Here is a 23,035-nt window from a genome sequence, read left to right as displayed (position 1 = left end):
GTGCCCGCGACCAACGCAGCGCTCATCTTGCCAAGCACGAGGGGGTCCTCCGGGGGCAAGTGCTCCGCCGACGCCGCGACACCCTGGGACTGAATCCCGCGAATCAATGCCGCCGCGACGCGCTCAGTGGCCAGCGTATCCTCGGAAATGGAAACGAAGCTGCACCCGGCGCGCGCATTCCGCCTTGTCGCTGAGACCGAATCCCAACAGAATGCTCACCTGCTCTGCGGCGGCCTCGACCCCCAGCGCTTCGCCGACCTGCTCGCGCAGGCCGTGCGTGCCGTCGGTGAGCATGTTGGAGGGGGCGCCGAGACGGTCGATGGGTTTGGTGTTCCAAAAGTTCGCCCCGGACATCAGTGACGCCTTCTCGGCAAGGGTCATCTGGGCGAGCACTTGCTCGGAGCGCGACATCCAAGAGCTCCTTGACAGATCCATCGGCGACAATCCCGCACGACAGGGATGGTGAATTACCGTACGGCGTTCGGCTTTGAGTCTATCGGGCCAGCCCTTTGCTGCGACTCCAGAGCAGATCCTGGCGTCCTGAACGCTGGCTGTGGATTCGCTGCCGAATTTCATTGCTGAGGCGTATTCTCATCTCATCCGGCGCACCGTGCCGGGTAGCGAAAGGAGCAAGATCATGGGCTTTCTTGCATTTCTCATTTTGGGGCTGGTCGCAGGCGCAATCGCCAAGGCAATCCTGCCGGGTAATCAGGCGGGCGGCTGGTTCGCGACGCTCCTGCTCGGCGTCGTCGGCGCGTTTCTTGGTGGCTGGCTCGGTTCGATGATCTTCGGGACCGGGCTCGCTGACTTCTGGTCCTTCCAGACCTGGATCGTGGCCATCATCGGTTCGATCGTCGTGCTGCTCGTGTACGGGCTGGTCACGGGGCGCAAGTCGCGCGACTAACCCTGCTACGCAAGGCCCGGGAACGCGAATTGCGCTCCCGGGCCTTGTCATGTCTCGGATCGTGTGTCAGGATCGGCGCAGACGCACAGGCGCACCGAATCGACGTTGGGGAAGACGTTTCGAATCGGGAGGAGCAACTGTGATCGCGTCAGACACCGCGTCGGCGGAGGAATTTCACACGACGGGGCACTTGGTGGTGCATTCAAGCGCACGCGCCCTCGCGCGCCACATCGAGTGGGCGCTCGCGCGTGAGCTCGGTTCAGCGGTGTCCATAGAGTGGCACCCGCAGCCGCTGATCCCGGGTTCGGTGCGCGGCGAGATCGCATGGTCAGGCCCTGTAGGAACCGGGGTGCGGCTCGCCTCGGCGTTACACGGCTGGGAGCAGCTGCGCTACGAAGTCACCGAGTCCTCGAGCCCCGGAGTCGACGGCGGACGGTGGATGCACACCCCGAGTCTCGGCATCGCGCATCTGGCTACGGACGCGGGCGGGAGTGCGGTGCTCACCGAGCATCGGATTGAGGCCGTCCTGCACGAGTCTGGCGGCGACCCCACTCGCTTCGCGGCTGCGCTCAGGCTTGCGCTTGCCACCGCGTGGGATGAAGAACTGGAGCTCTTTCGCGGTGTCGCGCTCGGCGCAGATCACCAAGCAGACGGCGGGGCCTCGGTGCACTGGTTGCATCGAGTGGGCTGAATCCCGCGCGCGACCACGCTGGCGGGCTCACCGCCGACACCACACAGACTTGGCTGGGGAGCTTGCGGGAACCCGAGGGCCCTCCGGTCAGACAACGAGAAGGGCCCCGGATCAACAGATCCGGGGCCCTCGTTCGCGCGAGCGCGACTAGTTGTACTGCGTCATGACGTTGGTGACACTCGGCTGATGGGTGTTGCTCCGATGCCGGTGTGGATGCGTTTAGTGTTGTAGAAGTCCAACCAGGGCGCAAGAGCGGCCGATCGTTCGTCATTGCTGGTGAAGACCTGCCTATAGGCCCACTCGGTTTGCAGGGTGCGGTTGAGGCGTTCAACTTTGCCGTTCGTCCAGGGGCAATGGGGCTTGATGAAACGTTGAACTGCGCCAAGCTCGGCGACGGCGTCCTTGAACGCGGCCGATTTCCGGTAGGCGAACGCGTTGTCCGAAAGGACCCGCTTGATCGCGGGGATACCGCATGCCGCGAAGAACGCTGCAGCTCGCAGCAATACGCCGGCAGCGGTGACGCCTTTCTCGTCGGAATGGATCTCGGCGTAAGCGAGGCGACTGTGGTCATCGATCACGGCGTGGACATAGTCGAACCCGACCCCCTGGTGGCCGGTGACGTGATTGCGGCGGGTTTGGGTCAGGTCGGCTCGCCAGCCACCACCGTCGGGGATGCGGCCGAGTTTCTTCACATCAACATGGACCATCTCGCCAGGCCGCTCATACTCGTAACGGTTCTCCGTGGCGCGAGAGGCCCGAATGAGTTCGCCGGTCATCGGATCACACCAGCTCAGCGGCGGGACGTGGTGGCGTGCTAACACGCGTGACACGGTTCGGGCAGGAACACCGGTGTCTGCAGCGATGCGCAACGGGCCTGCGCGAAGTCGAGAGCGGGACTCGAGCACGACCTGTTCACGATCCGGACTCGTCCGGGTCGGCGAACACCGTGGCCGAGACGAGCGATCCAGCAGTCCCGCAGGGCCCTCGTCTTTGTATCTGCGAACCCAGCGATGCGCGCATTGCCGGGAAATGCCGAGTTCTTTGGCGACATGAGCGACGGGACGATGGGAACCAATGACGCGTTCAATGAGCAACGCTCTGCCGCGAACAGTCAGTCGGGCATTAACGTAAGACAAGAGAACCTCCTGGCTATGCGGATGACTTCAACATCTCCACTAAGCCAGGAGGTTCTCCCTTTTCACAAGACCTAAAGTGTCACCAACGTCATGGCCGGGTACAACTAGTCCATCGTGCGCAGCGCGACGACGGCATTGTGGCCGCCGAAGCCGAACGAGTTGCTGATGGCGAGCTGTGGCCCGTCACCCAGCGGCTGCTGCGCGCCCGACACCTTGAGCGGGATAGCGGGATCCTGCGTCGTGAGATTAATCGTGGGCGGCGCCTGGCGCTCACGGATGGCGAGCAGCGTGAACATCGCCTCGAGCGCGCCCGTGCCGCCGAGCAGGTGGCCGGTTGCGCCCTTCGTAGCCGAGACGGGGATCTCGTGCACGCGATCGCCGAAGACCTTGTGCAGCGCCGCGTACTCCGCGACGTCGCCCACGGGGGTGCTCGTCGCGTGCGCGTTGATGTGCGTAACCTCGTCGGGCGTCGCGCCCGCCTGCTCGAGGGCCAGGAGGACTGCGCGGCTTGCGCCACGGCCCTCGGGATCGTTCGCGGTGATGTGGTAGGAATCTGCGGTCACGCCGCCGCCGGCGAGCTCGCCGTAGATGCGGGCGCCGCGGGCGCGGGCGTGCTCCTCGGTCTCGAGCACGAAGGTCGCCGCACCCTCGCCCATGACGAAGCCGTCACGGTCGATGCTGTACGGGCGAGAGGCGGTCTCGGGGGAGTCATTTCGGCGAGAGAGCGCCTGCATCGACGCAAACGAAGCCAACGTGATGGGGTGAATGGCCGACTCGGTGCCGCCAGCGATGACGACATCGGCGAGGCCCGCCTGCAGGTGGTTGTAGGCGTTCGCGAGCGACTCGGTGCTCGATGCGCATGCGGAAGCGGTGGTGCGCGCGAAGGCGCGGGCCTGGAAGTGCATCGAGATGGCAGCGGCGGGGGCGTTCGGCATCAGCATGGGGACGGTCATGGGGAGCACGCGACGTGCGCCGCGCTCGCGCAGGGTGTCCCAGCCGTTGAGGAGGGACCAGAGTCCGCCGATGCCTGAGGCGTAGTCGACGCCGAGGCGATCAGGGTCGACCTCGGGGGCGCCTGCGTCGGCCCAGGCTTCCATGGCCGAGATGAGCGCGAACTGGCTGGAGGGGTCGAGGCGCTTGGCGACGGGGCGCTCAAGGACTTCTTCCGGGCGGACCTTCGCCTCTGCGGCAAAGGTGACCGGCAGCTCGTACTCGGCTACCCAGTCGTGGGTGAGCGAGCGGGCGCCAGAAACGCCAGCATTGAGGGCTGCCCAGGTCTCGCCGGCGGTACCGCCGAGCGGGGTGGAGGCGCCAATGCCGGTAATGACGATCTTGTGAGTCATGATGTGCTGTCTCCGAGTCGGGAAGAGTCTTCAGGACGAACGGATGGGGTCGGCCGCTCGGCGGCCTGCAGGGCCTCGTGAAGTTGATCCCCGGGTGAAAGCGGGGGAGGCGAGCCTTGGCCCGCCTCCCGTCCGCGGGCGTCTTTAGGCCTGGGCCTTGACGATGAAGGTGACTGCGTCGCCGACCGTCTTGAGGTTCTTGACTTCCTCGTCCGGAATCTTGACGTCGAACTTCTCTTCGGCGTTGACGACGATGGTCATCATCGAGATCGAGTCGATGTCGAGGTCATCGGTGAACGACTTCTCGAGTGCGACCACGTCCGCTGCGATCCCGGTCTCGTCGTTGACGAGCTCGGCCAGACCTGCGAGAACCTCTTCGTTGCTGAATGCCATGTGCTGTATCTCCTTGAATTGTGAATGGGGTCAGTGAAGTGTAAAGCGTGAAGGCCCGCTAGGGCAGCCGGACGACCTGCGCGCCGTAGACCAGGCCGGCGCCAAAGCCGATCTGGAGCGCGAGTCCGCCGGAAAGCTCGGGGTGCGACTCGAGCAGCGCGTGGGTTGCGAGCGGGATCGAGGCGGCCGAGGTGTTGCCCATCGTCTCGATGTCGCGGGCGATCACCACCGATTCGGGCAGCTTCAGCTGCTTTGCGAACTCGTCGATGATGCGCATGTTGGCCTGGTGAGGGATGAACGCGGCGAGGTCTTCGACCTCGATGCCGGCAGTCTCGATGGCCTGGCGAGCAACCTTCGCCATCTCCCACACGGCCCAGCGGAAGACGGTGGGTCCCTCCTGGCGCAGTGTCGGCCAGGCGGCCGTGCCGTCGCGGAACTCAATGAGCGAGTGGTCCATCGACACGGCATCGGCGCGAGAGCCGTCCGATCCCCAGACGGTCGGGGAGATTCCGGGCGAGTCGCTCGGGCCAATGACGACGGCGCCGGCGCCATCGCCGAGCAGGAACGAAATCGAGCGATCGGTGGGATCGATGACGTCGGAGAGTTTCTCGGCGCCGATCACGAGCGCGTAGTGCGCCGCGCCCCCGCGAATGAGGGCGTCGGCCTGGGCGACGGCGTAGGCGTAGCCGGCGCACGCCGCGTTCATGTCGTAGGCTGCGGCCGGGTTGGCCCCGACGCGATCGGCGACGACCGCGGCGATGGACGGCGTCTGGCGTACGTTGCTGATAGTGGCGACGATGACGAGGTCGATATCCGCAGGATCAATGCCCGAGCGCTCGATTGCCTCACGCCCGGCGCCCTCAGCCAGGTCGACCGCGAGCACGTCGGGGGTCGCACGCTTGCGTGTAATGATGCCCGTGCGCTGGCGGATCCACTCGTCGGAGGAGTTGATCGGTTCGATAATCTCGTCGTTGGTGACGGCGAGCGAACCGCGTGCGGCGCCCACGGAAAGAATGCGCGTGTGCGCGACTCCGACAGACTGAGTCAGGGTGGCCATGAGGGTCCTTTGGATCGTGTCTAGGCGGGAATCGAGAGCAGCTCTACAGCCGCATCGAGATCGGACGGGGTCTTGATGGCGACCGTCGGGACGCCGCGAAGGGCACGCTTGGCGATACCCGTCAGTGCTCCGGCGGGGGTGAGCTCGATGAGTCCGGTGATGCCGGCGGCCTGGAATGACTCCATGCAGGCATCCCAGCGGACGGGGCTTGACACCTGCGAGACCAAGAGCTCGAGGAATCGAGAGCCGCTCGCGACGCGGCTGCCGTCCGAGTTGGTCCACAGCGCCAGCGTCGGGTCGTCCGGGGTGATTGCGGCTGCGGCATCTGCGAGGGCGGGAATGGCGCCTGCCATGTATTCCGTGTGGAACGCACCGGCCACCGAGAGCGGGATGACGCGGGCGCCGCGAGGTGCCGCCTCTGCGAGGGCCGCGAGGCCGGCAACGGAGCCCGCTGCCACGATCTGCCCGCCGCCGTTGCGGTTCGCGGCGGTGAGCCCGGCGGACTCGATCGCCGCGAGGACGTCTGCTTCGACTCCGCCGACGACGGCCGCCATGCCGGTCTGAGTCTGAGCGGCGGCCTCGGCCATCGCGAGGCCACGGGTGCGCACGAGCGCAAGTGCATCAGTCTCGGTCAGCACGCCGGCGGCAGCAGCGGCCGCAAATTCGCCGACTGAGTGGCCGGCAACGCCGACGCCGCTGAGGTCGGCGCGCGCGCCGAGCGCACGCCAGGCCAGGAGGCTCGCGGCGACGATGAGTGGCTGGGCGACCGCCGTGTCTTTGATGGTGTCGGCGTCGCTGAGCGTGCCATGGGCGACGAGATCAAGGCCAATGCGCTCGGACACCTCTCCCAGGAACTCGCGCGCGGTCGGGTCTTCAAGCCACTCGGCAAGGAACCCCGGAGTCTGAGAGCCCTGTCCTGGGCAAGCGATGACAATCACGTGTCTAAGTTTCGCAGATGAACGTGCCCGCACCTGCATGTGCCACACGAGAAAAACGCGAAAACGTTGTGGGATCCCACTATTTCTTCGGCTGAGGGGTGCGTCTGGGCCCATTGCTCGCGATGGAGCCCACGATGAGCGCAGCCTGCAGGATCAGCGCCTCACGGGCTCCGGTCGCATTCCAGCCGATGATCTCGGAGACCTTCTTGAGGCGATAGCGGACCGTGTTCGGGTGGACGAAGAGTTCGCGAGCGGTGCCCTCGAGGGAGCGGCCGTTGTCGAGATAGCACCACAGGGTCTCAAGGAGTTCGGGGGAGTGCTCGACGAGCGGGGTGTAGATCTGCTCGATGAGCGTGCGTCGGGCCAGGCCATCGCCGGCAAGCGCGCGCTCGGGAAGCAGGTCATCGGCATGCACCGGGCGCGGGGCGTTCCGCCAGGAACGAGCGACGGCGACACCGGCAAGCGCCGCCCGGGCGCTGCGCGAGGCCTCGACCAGGGTGGGGACTGTCGGGCCCAGTACGAGGGGCCCGTCGGTGAACGAATCGCTGAGTCGAGCGGCGAGCTCGATGAAGTCCGGAGTTTCCACGGTGGCGGTACCCGGTTCGCGCGGTTCAGGATCCGCCCGGCCGATCACGAGCACGAGCCTGGCCCCCTGCAGCCCGATGAGCACGTCAGCCGAGGCGTGACGCGCGATGCGGCGGATCTGGTCGACGTCGACGCTGCGATCGGCGGTGCCGACGAGCACCGTCGCCTCGCCCTGGCCGTGCCAGCCGAGTGCCGCGATCCTGCTGGGCAGCTCGTCGTCGGACTCGCCGGTCAAGATGGAGTCGACCACGAGCGCCTCGAGGCGCGCGTCCCAGAGTCCGCGCGCCTCGGCGGCGCGGGCGTAGACGTCCGCGGCCGCGAAGGCGACATCGCGTGAGTAGTGCATGATCGCTTCGCGCAGCGGCTCGCTTTCGCGGGCCACCCGATCTTCAACAACGCTCACGACCACGCGAATCAGCTGCAGGGTCTCCTGCAGGCTGATCGAGCGCAGCAGCTCGCGCGGGGCCGAGCCGAACACGTCCGAGGCGATCCACGGCGTGCTGGAAGGGTCCTCGTACCAGCTCATGAACGAGCTGATGCCGGTCTGTGCGACCAGCCCCACCGCCGATCGGCGGCCGGGAGGCATCTCCCCGTACCAGGGGAGCGTCTCCTCAAGCCGCGTGATCGTCAGGGTGGCGAGTTCGCCGGTGATCGTGCGGAGCCACGCGAGCTCCTGCTGTTTCGTACGCGCCATGGTGTGCTGAGCGTATCGTGTTCGTCGGCCGGACGGCCAGCCTAGGCCTCGCCGCCCGCACCCCCGGTCGTGCCAGCATTCACATCGAGCAGGCGGTATTGCGCCGCCGCCTGGCGCGGAACGCCTGCGTCGATCTTGCCCTGAGCGGCGAGGCTCTGCAGCACGCGGACGACGACGGACTCGCGATCAATCGCGAAGTGGCGGCGTGCGGCGGCGCGCGTGTCGGAGAAGCCGAAGCCGTCGGCGCCGAGAACAGCGAAGTCGCCGGGCACAAACTCGCGGATCTGGTCGGGAACCTGAGTCGCCCAGTCGCTCACCGCGACAAAGGGACCCTCAGCACCCGCAAGCTTGTCCCGCAGGTACGCGGAGCGCGGAGCCGCTTCGGGGTGCAGGAAGTTGTGCTGCTCAGCCGCAACGCCATCGCGGCGCAACTCCGACCAGCTCGTGACGCTCCAGACATCGGCACTCACGCCCCAGTCGCGTTGCAGTAGGTCTGCGGCCTCCCGCGCCCACGGCACCGCGACGCCCGAGGCGAGGATCTGGGCGCGCAGTGCACCCGGAGCCCCCTGCGAGACGCGGTGGATACCACGAACGATGCCATCGACGTCGACGTCTGCCGGCTCGGCCGGGTGCACGATGGGCTCGTTGTAGACGGACATGTAGTAGATGACGTTCGGATCCGGGTGAGTGCCGCCGTACATGCGGTCGAGGCCGGAGCGCATGATGTGCCCGATCTCGTACCCGTAAGCCGGGTCGTACGAGATGACGGCAGGGTTCGTGGCGGCAAGCACCATCGAGTGGCCGTCAGCGTGCTGCAAGCCCTCGCCGGTCAGCGTCGTGCGGCCGGCGGTTGCACCGATCATGAAGCCGCGAGCCATCTGGTCGCCTGCTGCCCAAATCGCGTCGCCCGTGCGCTGGAAGCCAAACATCGAGTAGAAGATGTAGATCGGAATGAGCGGCTCGCCCTGCGTCGAGTACGACGTGCCGACCGCGGTGAACGCGGCGGCGGCGCCAGCCTCATTGATGCCGACGTGCAGCAGCACGCCCTGCGCGCTCTCCTTGTAGGCCAGCAGCAGCTCGCGGTCGACCGACGTGTAGGTCTGGCCGTGCGGGTTGTAGATCTTCGACGTGGGGAAGTAGGAGTCCATGCCGAACGTGCGGGCCTCGTCGGGGATGATCGGCACGATGCGCGGGCCGAACTCCTTGTCGCGCATGAGGTCCTTCAACAGACGCACGAAGATCATCGTGGTCGCGGCCTCCTGCGTGCCGGAACCCTTCTTCGCGATCGCGTAGGTCTTCTCCTCGGGCACGCGCACCGGGGTGTAGTTGGTGCGGCGCTCGGGCAGGTAACCGCCGAGTGCCCGCCGGCGCTCGTGGACGTACTGGATCGCGGGATCGGAGTCTGCCGGCTTGTAGTACGGCGGCAGGTACGGGTCGGCCTCAAGCTGCGCGTCCGAGATCGGGATGTGCATGGTGTCGCGGAAGAGCTTCAGGTCCTCGAGCGTCATCTTCTTCATCTGGTGCGTCGCGTTGCGCGCCTCGAAGTGCGGGCCGAGGCCGTAGCCCTTGATGGTCTTCGCAAGGATGACCGTCGGCTGGCCCTTGTGGTTCATTGCCTGCTGGTAGGCGGCGTGCACCTTGCGGTAGTCGTGGCCGCCGCGGCGCAGGCCCCAGACCTGGTCGTCGGTGTAACCCTCGACGAGGGCGAGCGCGCGCTCGTCGCGTCCGAAGAAGTGCTCGCGGACGTAGGCCCCGTTCTCGGACTTGTACGTCTGGTAGTCACCGTCGGGGGTGACATTCATGAGGTTGAGCAGCGCACCCGAGCTATCGCGGTTGAGCAGGTCGTCCCATTCGCGGCCCCAGACCACCTTGATGACATTCCAGCCGGCGCCGCGGAAGTAGCTCTCGAGCTCCTGGATGATCTTGCCGTTGCCGCGGACCGGGCCGTCGAGCCGCTGCAAGTTGCAGTTCACCACGAAGGTGAGGTTGTCGAGGCCCTCGTTCGCCGCAACCTGGAGCTGGCCGCGGCTCTCAACCTCGTCCATCTCGCCGTCGCCCAGGAACGCCCAGACGTGCTGGTCTGAGGCGTCCTTGATGCCGCGGTTGGTGACGTACTTGTTGAGCTGGGCCTGGTAGATCGCGTTGATCGGACCGAGGCCCATCGACACCGTCGGGAACTGCCAGAAGCTGGGGAGCAGACGAGGGTGCGGGTAGCTCGGCAGGCCGCCGGTCGCGTGGGACTTTTCCTGACGGAAGCCGTCAAGCTGGTCGGCGCTCAGGCGTCCTTCGAGGAAGGCGCGAGCGTAGATGCCGGGGGAGGCGTGGCCCTGGAAGAAAATCTGGTCGCCGCCGCCGGGGTGATCCTGCCCGCGGAAGAAGTGGTTGAATCCGACCTCGTACAGCGAGGCAGCTGAGGCGTAGCTCGAGAGGTGCCCGCCGACGCCGACGCCGGGGCGCTGCGCGCGGTGTACGGTCATCGCTGCGTTCCAGCGAATCCATGAGCGGTACTGGCGCTCGAGGTCTTCGTCGCCGGGGAAGCTCGGCTCGTTCTCGGAGGCGATCGTGTTCACGTAGTCAGTCGTGGGCACCTGAGGCACGTTCAAGTGCAGCTCCCGCGACTGTGCGAGGAGGCTCGTCATGATCTCGCGCGCCCGGGCGGGCCCGTGGGCCGTCACGAGCTGCTGGAGCGACTCGCGCCACTCCGCTGTCTCCTGGGGGTCCTGGTCATCCCGGTTGGGTGCGTATGGATCCTGGGTGTTCACAACCACGAGAGCTCTCCTAACGGTGGGCCGGCGCGAAACAGATGTGTGCGCGCACAAGCATGGACCGCGGGTGCGCGGACCAAATCCAAGACTAGCGAAGAACTGCGAAAGTTCTGCGATTCACGCACGCTGTTTGCGCACTTTCGCGGAATTCGTATGTTAGGAGCGCGAGTGATGGTTCTGCCGGCTTCTGAGGTGACGCATTCCTGCGGAGTGCGCCGGTAGGCTGGAATTCCATCACCCCGCATCGGCGCGAGACTTCGTGCCGGAAAGGACGCAACTCGTGTCGATTGCCGTCGGAGAAATCGCCCCCGATTTCACGCTTACCACCCACCTCGGCGAGGAAATCGTGCTGTCTGAGCTCGTCGCAGACAAGCCCGTCGTCCTCGTGTTCTTCCCGCTTGCGTTCTCCGGGATCTGCACGACCGAGCTCTGTGAGCTCCGCGACAACCTCGCGCTGTTCGAGGGAGAGAGCGTGCAGGTCGTCGGAATCTCTGTTGATTCCTCGTTCACGCAGCGCGCGTGGGCCGAGGCAGAGGGTTACGATTTCCCGATTCTTTCGGACTTCTGGCCCCACGGCGCCGTGGCACAGAAGTTCGGGGTATTCATTGAAGAGGCTGGAATCGCCAAGCGCGGAACCTTCCTCATCGACCAGGACCGAGTGGTGCGTGCGGCATTCGTCAAGGAGCCGGGCGAAGCACGCGACTTCGCAGCCTACACCGAGGCGCTCAGCCTGGTGACGGCCTAGCCTTCCAGGCGTTCAACGCAAAACGCCCCGATCCCTCGCCAGCACGGCGGAGGATCGGGGCGTTTTTGGTGCAGCTACGACTGGAGGTCGTCGTCGCCTGCGGAGTCAGCGCTGTCAGGCTTGGTCGAGGTGGGCCGCTTTCGCAACGCACGAAGGACAATGAGGCCAAGGCCTGCGGCGAGGAGGATCCCTCCGATGACGAAGTACAGAACGAGGCTGTCGCTGCCGGTGGCCGCGAGAGTCGAAGTCGTGCCAAACATGAGTATTCCCATCTGATGTGGCGGTGACGCGGAATCGAGAGGGTCAAACGCGGGGTGACGCCGGATGTGTTGCGTGAAGAAAATGTGTGAAGTGCGCCCGGAGGGACTCGAACCCCCGACATCCACGGTGTAAACGTGGCGCTCTAACCAACTGAGCTACAGGCGCGCACCCGCTCATGCGGACCTGTAACAGCATAGGGGAGAGTTCGCTGTGTTCGCGAAACGCGACACACCGTGTCGGATCTAGCGGCGGCCCTTTCCGGCACGAATGATGCGTGAAAGCGCCTTTCCTGCGACACAGACCAGCGGAACGGCAACCGCCATCAAGATGATCGTGTTGGGGCGAAATGTGGTCCGACCCCCTGAGCTGACGTAGGCACCAAAGGGGAGCGAAACGCCGCCGCCTCCCGCGCCTTCGCCGGCAGACTCTTCAGTTGCGGCCCCGCCGCCCAGACCCATCCAGACAGCGGCGACGGGCACGATCGTCTCGTCGCCCACCTCGATCGGGCTCCCGAACGAGCGTGAGACGCCAAGCGTTGACAGAGCGTCAGTGTTTTTTTCAGTGAGGTTTGGCATGCCGCCAGACTACGCCGCGCGAGCGGCCGCCGAAAGGTTGCGGCCATAGGCTGGGAGTATGAACGAACACGTCGGTGCGGGAAGATACGCGCCGAGCCCCTCGGGACGACTCCACGTCGGCAATCTGCGGACGGCCTTGGTCGCGTGGCTGTGCGCCCGTTCGACCGGCCGGGCGTTCCTCGTGCGGGTTGAAGACCTTGATCGGGCGCGTGACGCCGGCGCCGCGAGCGAGCAGCTTGCCGAGCTCGCGGCGATCGGCATCGACTGGGACGGCGAAGTGGTGCTGCAATCCGAACGTGGTGCGGCTCACGCCGACGCGATTCGGCGCCTGGCATCAGCTGGGCTGGTGTACGAATGCACGTGCTCGCGCGCCGACATCCTGGCAGCGCCCACGGCGCCGCACGCGCCTCCCGGCGCCTACCCGGGAACCTGCCGCGATCGCACGGCGGAGGAGCGTTCTCGTGCGCGCACCGCGATCGCGCCGCGCCTACCCGCGTTGCGCCTGAAAGTGCCCGAGGGCACCGTCGCCCCGACCTTCACCGACCGCATCCTGGGGGAGGTACCGGGCGTGGTCGATGACTTCGTGCTGCGACGAGGCGACGGAACGATCGCCTATAACCTCGCCGTCGTGGTGGACGATGCCGAAATGGGGGTCGACCAGGTTGTGCGCGGCGACGACCTCGCGTCGTCTACCTCGCGCCAGATCCTGCTGCAGCGTCTGCTGGGGCTGCCCGAGCCGGAGTATGCCCATGTCCCGCTCGTGTTGGGCGCGAATGGGGCGCGGCTCGCGAAGCGTGACGGGGCGGTCACGCTGGAGGACCTCGCGGCCGACGGGGTCGCAGCGGTCGACGTCCGCAGATGGATGGCCGAATCACTCGGCCTTGCAGCGCCGGGGCAATCGATCGAGATGGCATCCCTGCTCGAACGCTTTGACGTGAGCAGCCTCACCGCCGAACCGGTCTATTGGGCGGACATGTCTCCGGTCGCGGGGACACCGCCCACGAGTTCGTAGCGCAATCTGACGACTCCGCGCGGCGAGGTCACCGCGGGTTCGAGCAGTTGCAGGTTTGTAGGAACCGCTCCGTCGGCAAATACTCGTTTCCCGGGGCCCAGCAGGATCGGGTGTACCCAGAGGGTGAGCTGGTCGAAGAGCTGATCCGCCAGCAGCGTCTGGACGAAGTTCAGGCTGCCGATCACATGGATTCGTTCGTGCTGGCGGCGGAGATCCTGCACGGCGGCGGCGATGTTGCTTCCGAGCGGAACGCTGTCAGCCCACGGGAGGGGGATGTTCTGGCGCGTCGCCACATACTTGGGAATGCGATTGAACAGGTCGGCAATCTCGCCCCGCTGCTCCGGCCAGTAGCCCGCGAAAATGTCGTAGGTCTTTCTGCCCAGGAGGAGTGCGTCCATGCCGCTCATGCCCGAAAGCACCTGCTCGCCGACGGCCTCGTCGATCAGTGGCGCCTGCCAGCCCCCGAAGGTGAATTCGTTCTCCTCGTCCTCCTCGGGGCCACCAGGGGCCTGCGCGACGCCGTCCAGGGTCGTGAAGAGGTCGATACAGATGCGTCCCATGGCGTGCTCCGCTCGTGACCCGACGTCGTGGATACGACGGCGTCGCTGCGGCGACGGGATTCAGTCCAGGCTGACACAGCCGGGGGCGAACGGCAATGGCCTAGTCGTCGTCTCCGTGGCGGGGCGCCATCACGGCAGCTTCGGGTCGCTTCGCCTGCACGTTGTCACCTGACGAGACGTGCTTGATGCGGCGGATGACCCATGGCACGAGGTGCTCACGCGCCCACACCAGATCTTCGCGACGCGCCTGACGCCAGTTGTGCGCCGGAAGTGGCAGCGGGTCGTGGGGCACGAGATCGTTGGGAACGTTGAGGGCGCTGAGGGCCGCGCGAGCCACCGTGTGGTGTCCCAGCGCGTTGTAGTGCAGCCGGTCATCGGCCCAGTACCGGCTGTCCTGCAGCTCTTCGACGGCCCAGAGGTCAACCACGATGCAGTCGTGGCGGAGAGCCACCTTGCGGACGTTCTCGTTGTAGATCGCAACCTTGCCGCGGATGGGGCGGAACACAGACGAGAACCCGATGTCGGTCGAGGTGAAGAGGAGGACGGTTGCGCCGCCCTGGCGCAGCCGAGCGACCACGCGATCGAGCTCAGCAGCAACCTCGTCGGGGTCTGATCCCGGGCGAATAACGTCGTTGCCGCCGGCGCAGATGCTGATGAGGTCGGGGCGCAGATCCAGCGCGTTCTCCACCTGCTCCTCGGCGATCTGGCGGATGAGCTTCCCTCGGACAGCGAGATTCGCGTAGGCGAGGTCAGGATCGAAGCCGCCGAGCACCTCAGCGAAGCGATCGGCCCAGCCGCGCAGGCCACCGGGACTTTCCGGCTCAGGATCACCGACGCCCTCGGTAAACGAATCGCCGATGGCGACGAATCGCGACCAGGGTAGCGAAATATTTTCGGGCGCAGGTTCCGCGCCTGCAGTGTTGTTCGTCACAATATCCACCCGTCGTCCAGCCCCCGATGTCGCAGTAAACGGTAGTCTAGGACCTCGTGACGGAGATGGGCCCGATTGAGCATGCGCCGGGCACGAGTGCCGCTGAGCAACTCTCGCCCGCGTACCCCGAGCGAGCCGCCTGGGGTACTGCCGGTAGGCTGCGCGCCTGGCAGGCGGAGGCCATCGGCCAGTACTTCGAGACCGAGCCGCGCGACTTCCTCGCCTCGGCTACCCCGGGTGCCGGCAAGACCACATTCGCGTTGCGTCTTGCCGCTGAGTTGCGCGGTCGAGGATCCGTCGAGCAGGTCATCGTGGTGGCCCCCACCGAGCACTTGAAGAAGCAGTGGGCAGAGGCGGCTTTCCGCGCCGGGATCAGGTTGAACCCGTCCTACTCGAACGCTGATGGGCTTGCGTACGGGCGGCACTATCACGGCATCGTCGTGACCTATGCGCAGGTGTCCATGAAGCCCGTGCTCCACAAACTTTTGACCGAGCAGTCCTCGACGCTGGTCATTCTTGACGAGGTCCACCACGGCGGGGACGCCTTGAGCTGGGGCGACGCCATACGCGAAGCGTATGGCGGGGCACGTCGTCGGCTCTCGCTGACGGGTACGCCGTTTCGCTCGGACGACGCAGAGATCCCGTTCGTGCGGTACGCGCCCCAGCCAGACGGCACGCGCGTGTCGTTGACCGACTATGGCTACGGCTACGGCCGCGCCCTGGCCGACGGCATCGTTCGACCCGTCGTCTTCATGGTCTATGCGGGCAAGATGCGTTGGCAGACGTCCACGGGCGAAGAAATGGAAGCCCGCCTCGGCGAGGGCAACACCAAGGACATCACCTCGCAGGCGTGGCGCACCGCACTGGATCCCGCTGGCGACTGGATCGCGAAGGTATTGCGTGCCGCGAATCGCCGGTTGAGTGAAGTACGCGAGCACATCCCCGACGCTGGCGGCCTGGTCATCGCGACTGATCACGCCTCGGCCCGTTCCTACGCTTCACAGCTGAGCGAGATCACGGGGGAGTCGGTCGCGCTGATCCTGTCGGACGACTCGACCGCGAGCGATCAGATCGAGTCTTTCTCGGCGGGGACGTCGCGCTGGATGGTCGCCGTGCGCATGGTGTCGGAAGGCGTAGACGTGCCGCGCCTCGCGGTAGGCGTGTATGCGACGAGCTCGTCGACTCCACTGTTCTTCGCTCAGGCGATCGGCCGCTTCGTGCGCAGCAGGCGCCGCGGCGAGGTCGCGACCGTGTTCATCCCGAACGTGCCCGCCCTGATGCAACTGGCGCAGGAACTCGAAAAGGAACGCGATCACGTCCTCGAGATGCCGGGGAGCGCGGAGGACATGTGGGACGCCGAGGCGGCCTTGCTGGCCGAAGCGAATCGCGAGGACCGGGCGTCGGAGGAGATGGAGGGCGAGGGATTCGTCTACCAAGCCCTCGGCTCTGACGCGCACTTCGACCGCGCGGTCTTCGACGGCACCGAGTTTGGCGGGTACGCGGAAGTCGAAAGTGAAGAGGAGCTCGAGTTCCTGGGTTTCCCCGGCCTCCTTGAGCCGACCGAGGTGCGCGCCCTGCTCATCCAGCGCCAGTCGCGGCAGGCAAAGCGCAGCGCCCAGAGCCAGGGCATCCTTGAGCACGCCCCTGAGAAGGCAGAAGCGCCCGGCGCACTGTTCCGTACCCTCGGTGAGCAGCGCAAACTGCTGAGCAGTCTGGTGGGGATGTACGCGAAGGTATCGGGCGAGCCGCACCCCATGATCCACACTGAGCTGCGACGCAGCTGCGGGGGACCGCCGGTCGCGCAGGCGAGCGTCACGCAATTGCAGGATCGAATCGACGTGTTGCGGCGGCGCCTGCGGTCGTAGCGCTCGCGTGGGCCGCCCTCGGGGGAGCCGAGGACTAGTCGCGGCGCTCGGCGGTCAACGTGTACGTGAGCGGCAGCCGTTCCGGGTGCTCGTTCAATACATACTCTCCGTCGTTGCGGAGCGTCATGCGGCCTGGGAGCGCCTCCCACGGGACGCTCTGGTGCTCGACGAAGGACGTCAGCGTGAGGCCCTGTCCGAGCAGCGCGGTGATGATTTCGCCGATGCTGTGGTTCCACTCGTGCGTGGTGGCCGCCGTGATGTGCGCCGTCGGGTCAGCGTAGGTGCTGCTGTCAAGCCAGACGAGGGGATCCGGTGTCTCAAAATAGGGGTAGCGGAGCACGAGATCATCGACGCGCTCTTCGTCCAGCGCGTACAGCATGGGGTGGGCCTCCCGCAGAAAGAGCCGGCCGCCGGGGGCAAGCAGCTCGGCCACCACCGCCGCCCAACGTTCGATGTCTGGCAGCCAGCACAGAGCGCCGATGCCGGTATAGATGAGGTCGAACCGCCGCTGATCGAGGGCTGAGGGTGCGTCGTACACGTTGGACTCAACGTAAGTGATCGGCTCGCCTGCGGCCTCGGCGAGCTGCCGCGCTTCCCGGAGCGAGGCGGCGGAAAAGTCGAGCCCCGTCGTGGTGGCGCCGAGGCGCGCGAGCGAGAGGGTGTCCGTTCCGATGTGGCACTGCAGGTGCAGCGCGCGGAGCCCGGTCAGGTCACCGAGACGCTCCCGATCGAAGCGCACGACATCGCTGAGGAGCGCGGGATCAGTAGGGAACTGGTCCACGGCGTAGCTGGTCGACGCCGCGTGGATGGGGGCACGCTCGTCCCAGTTCGCTCGGTTGGTGGCAAATGAATCGACTGCACTGTCCATGATGGGCTCGAGCTTAGCGAGACGCAGCAGAATCGGCCAGGTGAGTGTGTGGACTACCGACCTTCTCATTGGTGGCGCGGCGCCTGTGCTTTGCCCGTCCGAGCACCAGACTCGCTCCCGCTGCTGCGAGGAGAAGGCCGACTCCCCAGATGGGGAGCATCCCGATCTCCGCTCCGGTGCGCGCGAGTTGCCCGGACGTATTGCTGCCGGCGTTTGCCGCACCCCCGGCAAACTGGAATTTCACGCTCGCGCTCGCCTGCGACAAGGCCAGCTTGCTCGGCGTGAATTGCAGTTCCATTTCACCAGAAGTTGCGGGCGGCTCAGCAAACGACAGCTCGCCGACTCCGTCGGTGATGCGGGTGGGATCGCCCAAGGGGATGTCGTCCAGGTAGGCCTGGACTGAGCCGCTGGCCATCGGAACCTCGAGGATAGTATCTGCGTGGCTGTCGGGGGCGACCGCCGTGGCGGCCAATTTGATGGTGACCGGTGTACCCGGCGTCGCTGTAACCGTGTCCGGGGTTGCGGTGAGGGTGGTGTCCCACGGAGTGATGTTCACCGGAGCTGGAGCGCTCTCCGAACCAGCGAAACCGTTGGCGGGGACAAAGCGGGCGATGACGTTGTGTGCGCCCGGGGGGAGACTGCTCATACCGAGGGTGTAGACCGCTTCGGCATCGTCCGCCTCCGGGTCCGCGTCGAAGGCGACCGAGATTGCACCGATGACTTCACCGTCAGCGAGGAGTTCGATCTGTCCGCGCGGATCTTCAAGCACGTCGGGCCCGGGAATCCCATCAAGGTCGGCGCCCGTGACTCTGGCACGCACGATGGTCTCTTCGCCGGCGAGGAGGTCCGTCTCAGAGAACTCGAGTTCAGTAATGGTCTGTGCCTCGGTCATGACGATTTCCGACGGATCAGATTCCGACCGTTCAAAGCCGGTGAAGGTGTGCATATCGAAATCGCCTTCGTACTGGACAGCGAGTTGTGTGGTGCCCCACGGGGCAACCACTCCGGTGAACACGGCGCGCCCGAATGGGTCAAGCACGGTGTTCCCGATGATCAGACCGTCAGCGGTCAGGGTCGCCTCGCCTGTCGGGATGAGCGGGTCAAGGTCTGGGTCAGCCTGCGGGGTCACCACCTGGGCGGTGACGTTGAACGGCTGATGCGCCTGGACCTCTGACGGGGCAGAAGCGATGGTGGTCGACGTCGGGGAGATGACCACCTCGTCTGCTGCATCAGCTGCGGCCAGGGGAGCCACGGCTGAGCTGGGCATCTCCGACGCATCATCGAACGCTTCAGGAGTCGGCATATTGGGTACTCGCTCAACCCACGGATTATTGATATTGGTTCGCGAAGCGCCTTGTTCCTGTAGCGGGTTGTCATCGTCGTAGGGCGGAAGGTATTCCACCTCGTACTCGTAATCACCAGGCGTTTGCGGGGAGGCAATCGTCGCGGTGAGGATGCTTGAGCGCTGAGTAACCGGCTGAGAGAACACCACTTCGCCACCCGACTTCACGCGGACTTCGCCCATTGAACTGGTAGAGAGAGTCTGTGAGTACAGCACACCTTTGAGGCGCGTCTCGATCACGATTTTGAGCGGCTCACCCATTTCACTCTCCGTCGACAGGGCACGAGCCTGGATTTCGGTGGTGAGCGGCACCGTCACCTTAACTTCGCCCGATTTTGCGAACGGGTCAAAAGATCCCGTTACGGGCAGCTGAGACTGCCCTAAGGCAGTCGCGGGGGCTGCGATCATGCCCAGGCCCGCACCTCCGCCACCGCCACCTGCAGAGCGGAGATTCCACGCTCCTCCCCGGTCAATCCAGAAGCCTTTATCTCCGCCAATGCCACTGGCAGGCCAGCCTCCGCCGCCTCCTCCGCCGGGTCCGCCGGCGTGCGTCCTGAGGTTCCCGGACCGCTCGTACCAAAAGGTATCTGTCCCAGCGCTGGGAGCCTTTTCCTGATCAGAGGTCGGCGAACCATTCCGACCTCCCACACCAGCGGAGGAAACAGGTCCTCCGCCATTTTCCGGCTGATACGGCTGAGAACCACCATTACCTCCGGGGTATGTGCCAGCGCCGCCGCCACCACCTCCACCAGCAGCTACTGCGACCAGGACTGAATTCAGTTTCACGGCGGCGGCGCCGCCGCCCCCGCCGCCGTCGATGACGTCATGCTTGTCGGGGTAGTGGCCGCCGCCGCTCGCACCAGAGACGAAGCCTGCGCCGCCAGCGCGGGTGGTATCGTCACCATCTTTTCCTGCGTACAACGTCAGGACGTCTCCAGCGATGACAGGGATAGAGACGACTACTATTTCACCCTTTCCACCTTTTCCGCGGTAGTCCGGGTAACCTCTGCCTGGTCGAGCATCGCCGCCTTTCCCGCCGCGGAGGCCGACCAACACCTCGTCGACTCCGGCAGGCACCGTCCATTCGGTGCCGCGGCTGTCCTTGAACACAATTGAGTCGCCCGCGGCCGCCTGCTCAGTGGTTGCCGGAGCTGCAGTCGCTGGTGCGGCAGTCACCGGCGCGAGGGCCAAGCCGCCCGCTGCGAGGGTGGCGCCGAGCGTGACAGCAACGACCCGCCTCAATGTGGGCGGGCGGGTTGAGTGCTGAGGTGTGATTTCGGGGCTACCCATACTGAGTTCCTATTCTCGGGAATGGACAAGTCGCTGCTCGCACGAGGCAGCGGTGGAGAGATAGCTCTATTTTTGCGTCACTCAACCAGCGAGCAACAACAATTTACGAGGATCAGGTAGTCAGTCCGGCACAGTCAGGTAGTGGCCCGAGGGATGGAGTTTCGAACGGTAATCCACGAATCTCACCGCGCGTTGACTATCTGATCCGCGCCGGCGCGAGCTGCCCGCGAGTCTCGACACCGAGCTTCCCAAAGGCGCGCTGAAGATGTCCCTCAACGGTTCGCGTCGAGAGGAACAACTGCTCGGCGATCTCCGCGTTGCTGAACCCAGAGACCGCTGCTGCGCAAGCCTGGTACTCCCGTTCAGTGAGCGTCTCGCGGTCGATGCGGACCCGCTTCATGATCGGAGTGTTCACCCCGTGGAGTCCGACAAGTGCCTGGAGGCTGTGTTGCATTGGGGGCGAAACGGGCAGACGGCGCCCGTCCTGTCGCGCGGAGTGAATCGCGAAGGAGGTCAATTCTGCGGCGAACAGTGCATGGCCGGAAGCCAGGTGCCCGCTGACGGCCTGATCGAGTGCGGCGGCATCTCCGGCTGCGGCGCTCGAGTATTGGGACAGGGCCACCGCAAGTGGCCCCTGCACCCGCGCAGCCGTGTGAGAGAGCGCCGCGAGATCATCGTGCAGTCCGAGCCTCCACCCGTCATGCAGCACACGCATCAACAGGTAGTGCCGGTCGTTATTGTGCGCTCGGTCGCGAAGCCGTCGCCAGCGCCCATTGGCAGCCTCGGGCCCACCCACCAGGAGGTCCGCGGGGAGCAGTAGGCGCTCGGTCTCGTCGCGCAGCGCACCGCCCGCCGAAAGCAATCGCGACGCGGCATCTCGCAACTCGGTGGCGCTCTCGATATCCCCGAGCATCGCGGAAGCAGCGGCAGTGGCTGCCGAAAGGTTCGCGCCGATCCCGAATCTATTCTCGGCACCGTTTGCCGCGAGAGCTTGGTGCAAGAGATCTGCCGCTGACTGGGCATCCCCGGCTTCTATTGATCTCCGTCCCTCGGCGAACAGGTAGAGCGTCGGCAATATTCTGAGGTCCGCCCAGGCGTCGTCGTCCCAGCCCCCGAGTTCTGCCGTCACAGCGCCGGTAGCGACCAACGCCTGGAAGAGGGTGACGATCAAATCACCTTGTTCAGTGAGTGGAATATTCGCCCATTCGGGGGAGGACATGAGGGAGATGGCCTCACCTGTCGCCTCGCCGGCGCAACCGGAAAAGACATCGAGCAGCAACGCACACTGCAGGGCAGATGCCTGCAACTCGGGTCCGAGGGCAGCCGAGGTTGCGTGCACACGCAGGACGCTCGAGGCTAAGACACCTCCGGCTTTGGCTAGCAGCACATCGCGCCAGGCGGCCAGCACGTCGAGGGTCGCCTTTTCGTCTTCCGGCCTAGGGGAAAGTGCCGCTGCAAGGACGTCGGCCTTCCCGAAGGCCGCACTCATCTTTGCGGACCACACTCTGGCCTCGAGGTCGCCCTGAGCAAGCATCGGGGCCAAGACCTCAAACGCTTCATCCTGTAACCCTGATTCGAAGAGGGCCCGCGAGCGCAACAGGCGGAGCTCCGCAGAGAGCTCAATTCCTGCGTCCGGAGTGGCCAGGAGGAGTGCGGCGTCGAACTGACGTGTTCGTAGCGCCTCACGTGCGATCGATCCGCGAGTCTCCGCTTTCAGCATCACGCCGACCTGTGCAGCGTGAATGGAAACGGTAATGGCGGTCTGTGCACTCATCTGCTCCGAGAATGTGAGCGCGTGCTCGGCGTGAGTTCGCAGCTCCTGTTCTGGCACTCGCGCAAGTACCGTCTGTGAAGTGAGTCCGCCGCGCAATTGAACGGATAAGAGCTGGCCTGTCCTCCCGGCGTGTGATTCCTTCGTAAGTTCAACGAGTCCGGCGCTGACTGCCTGCTGCAGTGCCTGCGAGGTCACTATCTGCTCGGCGAGCTGCACCGGTACTACGCCGGTGATTGCGAACAGGATCACTGCCTCCCGCACGTGTGCCGGCTGAAGCGAAAGCCTCAGTGAGATAAGTTCACCAATTCGGCGTCCGGTCGGGGCCCAGCGTTCTTGGAGTGCCGTGTACCCGTACACCTCTCTGAAACCGTCAGAATCTCTCGCATCGAGCACGAGTGCACGCAGATGTCTGGCGTTGCTCCCCGCAAGATGTCGCAGGCGATCCACGTCGTGCAGAGCGAGCGATTTGCCCAACACCTCCTCTGCGATCACCCTGGCATCTTCACGCGTGATGGTTTCGAGACTCACGTGAGCGAATTCCAGATTGGCTGCCCTCAGTGACGCGGGCAGACGTTCTGCGGACGTGCCGAGAACGAGGAGGCGTAATGAGCCTCCGAGTGCAGCCTGTGCAAACACGGCAGCACTCTCTTCGTCGATATGGTCGGCGTCGTCGAGCAGAATTGCTCGCTCCCCGCCGTGGCCATCGGCGGCGAGAGCCGAGATGAGCTGAGCGGGCGAAGGCGTGCCGGCCTCCGGCGCGTATGCGGCCAGTGCGGCAAGAGCGGCAAAAGGTATCCCGCTGAGAGCGGGTGACCCGCTGAGTCGATGTACCCGTCCGGGCCACATGCGTAGTAGACGCTCCGCGAAAACAGTTCGGCCGCTGCCGGGCTCTCCAAACGCCGCGAGATGACGACCGGTTGCCCAGGACTCTCGAGCTGAGGAATCCGGCACAATGCGGGAGGGCAGGGGTGCGGGTGCAAAATTCGCCGTGTTCTCTGAAGAGACGGCGACATTGCGAAATCCAGGCATCACGCGCCGATGTTACTCCATTACGCAGGATCAACGCACCTCATGCAAAAACCCCGGCGAGAGAAATGAATCTCTGACCGGGGTTTTTCTTAACGTGCGCGAAGGGGGACTTGAACCCCCACGCCCTTTCGGGCACTAGCACCTCAAGCTAGCGCGTCTGCCATTCCGCCACTCGCGCTTGCACGTTACCCGGCTGTCTGCGTTTTACGCTTCCGGCCGAACAGGAAATAACTTATCACGGAACTTTGTGACCGACGAAATCCACCCAGTCTGCCGC

20 protein-coding genes and 2 tRNA genes are annotated in these 23,035 nt (G+C 65.4%); 5 read left to right on the top strand and 17 right to left on the bottom strand.

Going from position 1 to position 23,035, the window contains the following annotated elements:
• Positions 1–123 precede the first annotated feature (123 nt).
• On the bottom strand, positions 124–411 hold the full coding sequence (locus JW030_RS06990) for a hypothetical protein (protein WP_188046801.1): 288 nt from the start codon (positions 409–411) through the stop codon (positions 124–126).
• A 226-nt stretch (positions 412–637) separates the two neighbouring features.
• Between JW030_RS06990 and JW030_RS06985 the strand changes: the two genes are divergently transcribed.
• Positions 638–904 (top strand): GlsB/YeaQ/YmgE family stress response membrane protein, encoded by a 267-nt coding sequence (locus JW030_RS06985; protein WP_188046802.1) that lies wholly within the window; start codon positions 638–640, stop codon positions 902–904.
• A gap of 139 nt (positions 905–1,043) precedes the next feature.
• The gene (locus JW030_RS06980) at positions 1,044–1,595 is read left to right on the top strand and encodes a DUF3145 family protein (RefSeq protein ID WP_241095356.1); all 552 of its coding nucleotides are present in this window, start codon (positions 1,044–1,046) and stop codon (positions 1,593–1,595) included.
• A 161-nt stretch (positions 1,596–1,756) separates the two neighbouring features.
• Here the strand turns inward: JW030_RS06980 and JW030_RS06975 are convergent, their stop codons facing one another.
• The 7 genes from JW030_RS06975 to aceE form a co-directional block, all read right to left on the bottom strand.
• Complete coding sequence (locus JW030_RS06975; protein WP_188046810.1) at positions 1,757–2,731, bottom strand: IS481 family transposase; 975 nt, start codon at positions 2,729–2,731, stop codon at positions 1,757–1,759.
• Between the two features lie 104 nt (positions 2,732–2,835).
• A complete protein-coding gene (locus JW030_RS06970; RefSeq protein ID WP_188046562.1) occupies positions 2,836–4,074 on the bottom strand; it encodes a beta-ketoacyl synthase in 1,239 nt (412 codons plus the stop codon).
• A gap of 144 nt (positions 4,075–4,218) precedes the next feature.
• On the bottom strand, positions 4,219–4,467 hold the full coding sequence (locus JW030_RS06965) for an acyl carrier protein (protein WP_188046561.1): 249 nt from the start codon (positions 4,465–4,467) through the stop codon (positions 4,219–4,221).
• Between the two features lie 58 nt (positions 4,468–4,525).
• Positions 4,526–5,524, bottom strand: a complete 999-nt coding sequence (locus JW030_RS06960) for a beta-ketoacyl-ACP synthase III (RefSeq protein ID WP_188046560.1) — start codon at positions 5,522–5,524, stop codon at positions 4,526–4,528.
• Positions 5,525–5,544: 20 nt separating this feature from the next.
• Positions 5,545–6,462, bottom strand: a complete 918-nt coding sequence (locus JW030_RS06955; RefSeq protein WP_188046559.1) for an ACP S-malonyltransferase — start codon at positions 6,460–6,462, stop codon at positions 5,545–5,547.
• A gap of 79 nt (positions 6,463–6,541) precedes the next feature.
• The gene (locus JW030_RS06950; protein WP_188046558.1) at positions 6,542–7,741 is read right to left on the bottom strand and encodes a CdaR family transcriptional regulator; all 1,200 of its coding nucleotides are present in this window, start codon (positions 7,739–7,741) and stop codon (positions 6,542–6,544) included.
• A 41-nt stretch (positions 7,742–7,782) separates the two neighbouring features.
• A complete protein-coding gene (gene aceE / locus JW030_RS06945; protein ID WP_188046557.1) occupies positions 7,783–10,509 on the bottom strand; it encodes a pyruvate dehydrogenase (acetyl-transferring), homodimeric type in 2,727 nt (908 codons plus the stop codon).
• Positions 10,510–10,786: 277 nt separating this feature from the next.
• Between aceE and JW030_RS06940 the strand changes: the two genes are divergently transcribed.
• A complete protein-coding gene (locus tag JW030_RS06940) occupies positions 10,787–11,251 on the top strand; it encodes a peroxiredoxin (protein ID WP_188046556.1) in 465 nt (154 codons plus the stop codon).
• Positions 11,252–11,325: 74 nt separating this feature from the next.
• Here the strand turns inward: JW030_RS06940 and JW030_RS06935 are convergent, their stop codons facing one another.
• The 3 genes from JW030_RS06935 to JW030_RS06925 all read right to left on the bottom strand — a co-directional run bounded on the left by JW030_RS06935 (position 11,326) and on the right by JW030_RS06925 (position 12,087).
• Positions 11,326–11,511, bottom strand: coding sequence for an LPXTG cell wall anchor domain-containing protein (locus JW030_RS06935; RefSeq protein ID WP_188046555.1), 186 nt, complete (start codon positions 11,509–11,511; stop codon positions 11,326–11,328).
• A 92-nt stretch (positions 11,512–11,603) separates the two neighbouring features.
• A tRNA-Val gene (locus JW030_RS06930) sits at positions 11,604–11,677 on the bottom strand.
• A gap of 77 nt (positions 11,678–11,754) precedes the next feature.
• A complete protein-coding gene (locus JW030_RS06925; RefSeq protein ID WP_188046554.1) occupies positions 11,755–12,087 on the bottom strand; it encodes a hypothetical protein in 333 nt (110 codons plus the stop codon).
• A 58-nt stretch (positions 12,088–12,145) separates the two neighbouring features.
• Between JW030_RS06925 and gluQRS the strand changes: the two genes are divergently transcribed.
• A complete protein-coding gene (gluQRS, locus tag JW030_RS06920; protein WP_188046553.1) occupies positions 12,146–13,099 on the top strand; it encodes a tRNA glutamyl-Q(34) synthetase GluQRS in 954 nt (317 codons plus the stop codon).
• Here gluQRS and JW030_RS06915 read toward each other — a convergent pair.
• Together JW030_RS06915 and JW030_RS06910 are read right to left on the bottom strand one after the other, a co-directional pair.
• Entirely contained in the window at positions 13,048–13,659 is a 612-nt protein-coding gene (locus JW030_RS06915; RefSeq protein ID WP_188046552.1) for a dihydrofolate reductase family protein, read from the bottom strand. The two genes, gluQRS and JW030_RS06915, sit on opposite strands and share 52 nt — an antisense overlap.
• Before the next feature lie 100 nt (positions 13,660–13,759).
• Entirely contained in the window at positions 13,760–14,590 is an 831-nt protein-coding gene (locus tag JW030_RS06910; protein ID WP_188046551.1) for an SGNH/GDSL hydrolase family protein, read from the bottom strand.
• Positions 14,591–14,655: 65 nt separating this feature from the next.
• Here JW030_RS06910 and JW030_RS06905 point away from each other — a divergent pair, with 65 nt between their 5' ends.
• Complete coding sequence (locus JW030_RS06905; RefSeq protein ID WP_188046570.1) at positions 14,656–16,455, top strand: DEAD/DEAH box helicase; 1,800 nt, start codon at positions 14,656–14,658, stop codon at positions 16,453–16,455.
• A gap of 34 nt (positions 16,456–16,489) precedes the next feature.
• Here JW030_RS06905 and JW030_RS06900 read toward each other — a convergent pair whose 3' ends face one another.
• The 4 genes from JW030_RS06900 to JW030_RS06885 all read right to left on the bottom strand — a co-directional run bounded on the left by JW030_RS06900 (position 16,490) and on the right by JW030_RS06885 (position 22,936).
• The gene (locus JW030_RS06900; protein ID WP_188046550.1) at positions 16,490–17,323 is read right to left on the bottom strand and encodes a bifunctional 2-polyprenyl-6-hydroxyphenol methylase/3-demethylubiquinol 3-O-methyltransferase UbiG; all 834 of its coding nucleotides are present in this window, start codon (positions 17,321–17,323) and stop codon (positions 16,490–16,492) included.
• A gap of 13 nt (positions 17,324–17,336) precedes the next feature.
• Positions 17,337–19,073: an Ig-like domain-containing protein gene (locus tag JW030_RS06895; RefSeq protein WP_206348522.1), complete on the bottom strand. Its 1,737-nt coding sequence runs from the start codon at positions 19,071–19,073 to the stop codon at positions 17,337–17,339.
• A 1,078-nt stretch (positions 19,074–20,151) separates the two neighbouring features.
• Positions 20,152–21,729: a LuxR family transcriptional regulator gene (locus JW030_RS06890; RefSeq protein ID WP_188046548.1), complete on the bottom strand. Its 1,578-nt coding sequence runs from the start codon at positions 21,727–21,729 to the stop codon at positions 20,152–20,154.
• A gap of 1,124 nt (positions 21,730–22,853) precedes the next feature.
• Positions 22,854–22,936 (bottom strand) — tRNA-Leu (locus JW030_RS06885).
• Positions 22,937–23,035 lie beyond the last annotated feature (99 nt).

This window comes from Leucobacter sp. CX169 (assembly GCF_017161405.1).
Taxonomy (GTDB): domain Bacteria; phylum Actinomycetota; class Actinomycetes; order Actinomycetales; family Microbacteriaceae; genus Cx-87.
Note: the sequence above shows the minus strand (reverse complement) of the source record. Positions and strands in the feature narration are given on the sequence as shown.

Bases quoted from the DNA above. Each gene is read 5' to 3' on its own strand.
- JW030_RS06960 (WP_188046560.1), bottom strand. From the start codon at position 5,524: ATGGCCACCCTGACTCAGTCTGTCGGAGTCGCGCACACGCGCATTCTT.
- JW030_RS06970 (WP_188046562.1), bottom strand. From the start codon at position 4,074: ATGACTCACAAGATCGTCATTACCGGCATTGGCGCCTCCACCCCGCTC.
- JW030_RS06950 (WP_188046558.1), bottom strand. From the start codon at position 7,741: ATGGCGCGTACGAAACAGCAGGAGCTCGCGTGGCTCCGCACGATCACC.
- gluQRS (WP_188046553.1), top strand. From the start codon at position 12,146: ATGAACGAACACGTCGGTGCGGGAAGATACGCGCCGAGCCCCTCGGGA.
- JW030_RS06965 (WP_188046561.1), bottom strand. From the start codon at position 4,467: ATGGCATTCAGCAACGAAGAGGTTCTCGCAGGTCTGGCCGAGCTCGTC.
- JW030_RS06890 (WP_188046548.1), bottom strand. From the start codon at position 21,729: ATGAGTGCACAGACCGCCATTACCGTTTCCATTCACGCTGCACAGGTC.
- JW030_RS06985 (WP_188046802.1), top strand. From the start codon at position 638: ATGGGCTTTCTTGCATTTCTCATTTTGGGGCTGGTCGCAGGCGCAATC.
- JW030_RS06935 (WP_188046555.1), bottom strand. From the start codon at position 11,511: ATGTTTGGCACGACTTCGACTCTCGCGGCCACCGGCAGCGACAGCCTC.
- JW030_RS06905 (WP_188046570.1), top strand. From the start codon at position 14,656: ATGGGCCCGATTGAGCATGCGCCGGGCACGAGTGCCGCTGAGCAACTC.
- JW030_RS06895 (WP_206348522.1), bottom strand. From the start codon at position 19,073: ATGATCGCAGCCCCCGCGACTGCCTTAGGGCAGTCTCAGCTGCCCGTA.
- JW030_RS06990 (WP_188046801.1), bottom strand. From the start codon at position 411: ATGTCGCGCTCCGAGCAAGTGCTCGCCCAGATGACCCTTGCCGAGAAG.
- JW030_RS06915 (WP_188046552.1), bottom strand. From the start codon at position 13,659: ATGGGACGCATCTGTATCGACCTCTTCACGACCCTGGACGGCGTCGCG.
- JW030_RS06925 (WP_188046554.1), bottom strand. From the start codon at position 12,087: ATGCCAAACCTCACTGAAAAAAACACTGACGCTCTGTCAACGCTTGGC.
- JW030_RS06900 (WP_188046550.1), bottom strand. From the start codon at position 17,323: ATGGACAGTGCAGTCGATTCATTTGCCACCAACCGAGCGAACTGGGAC.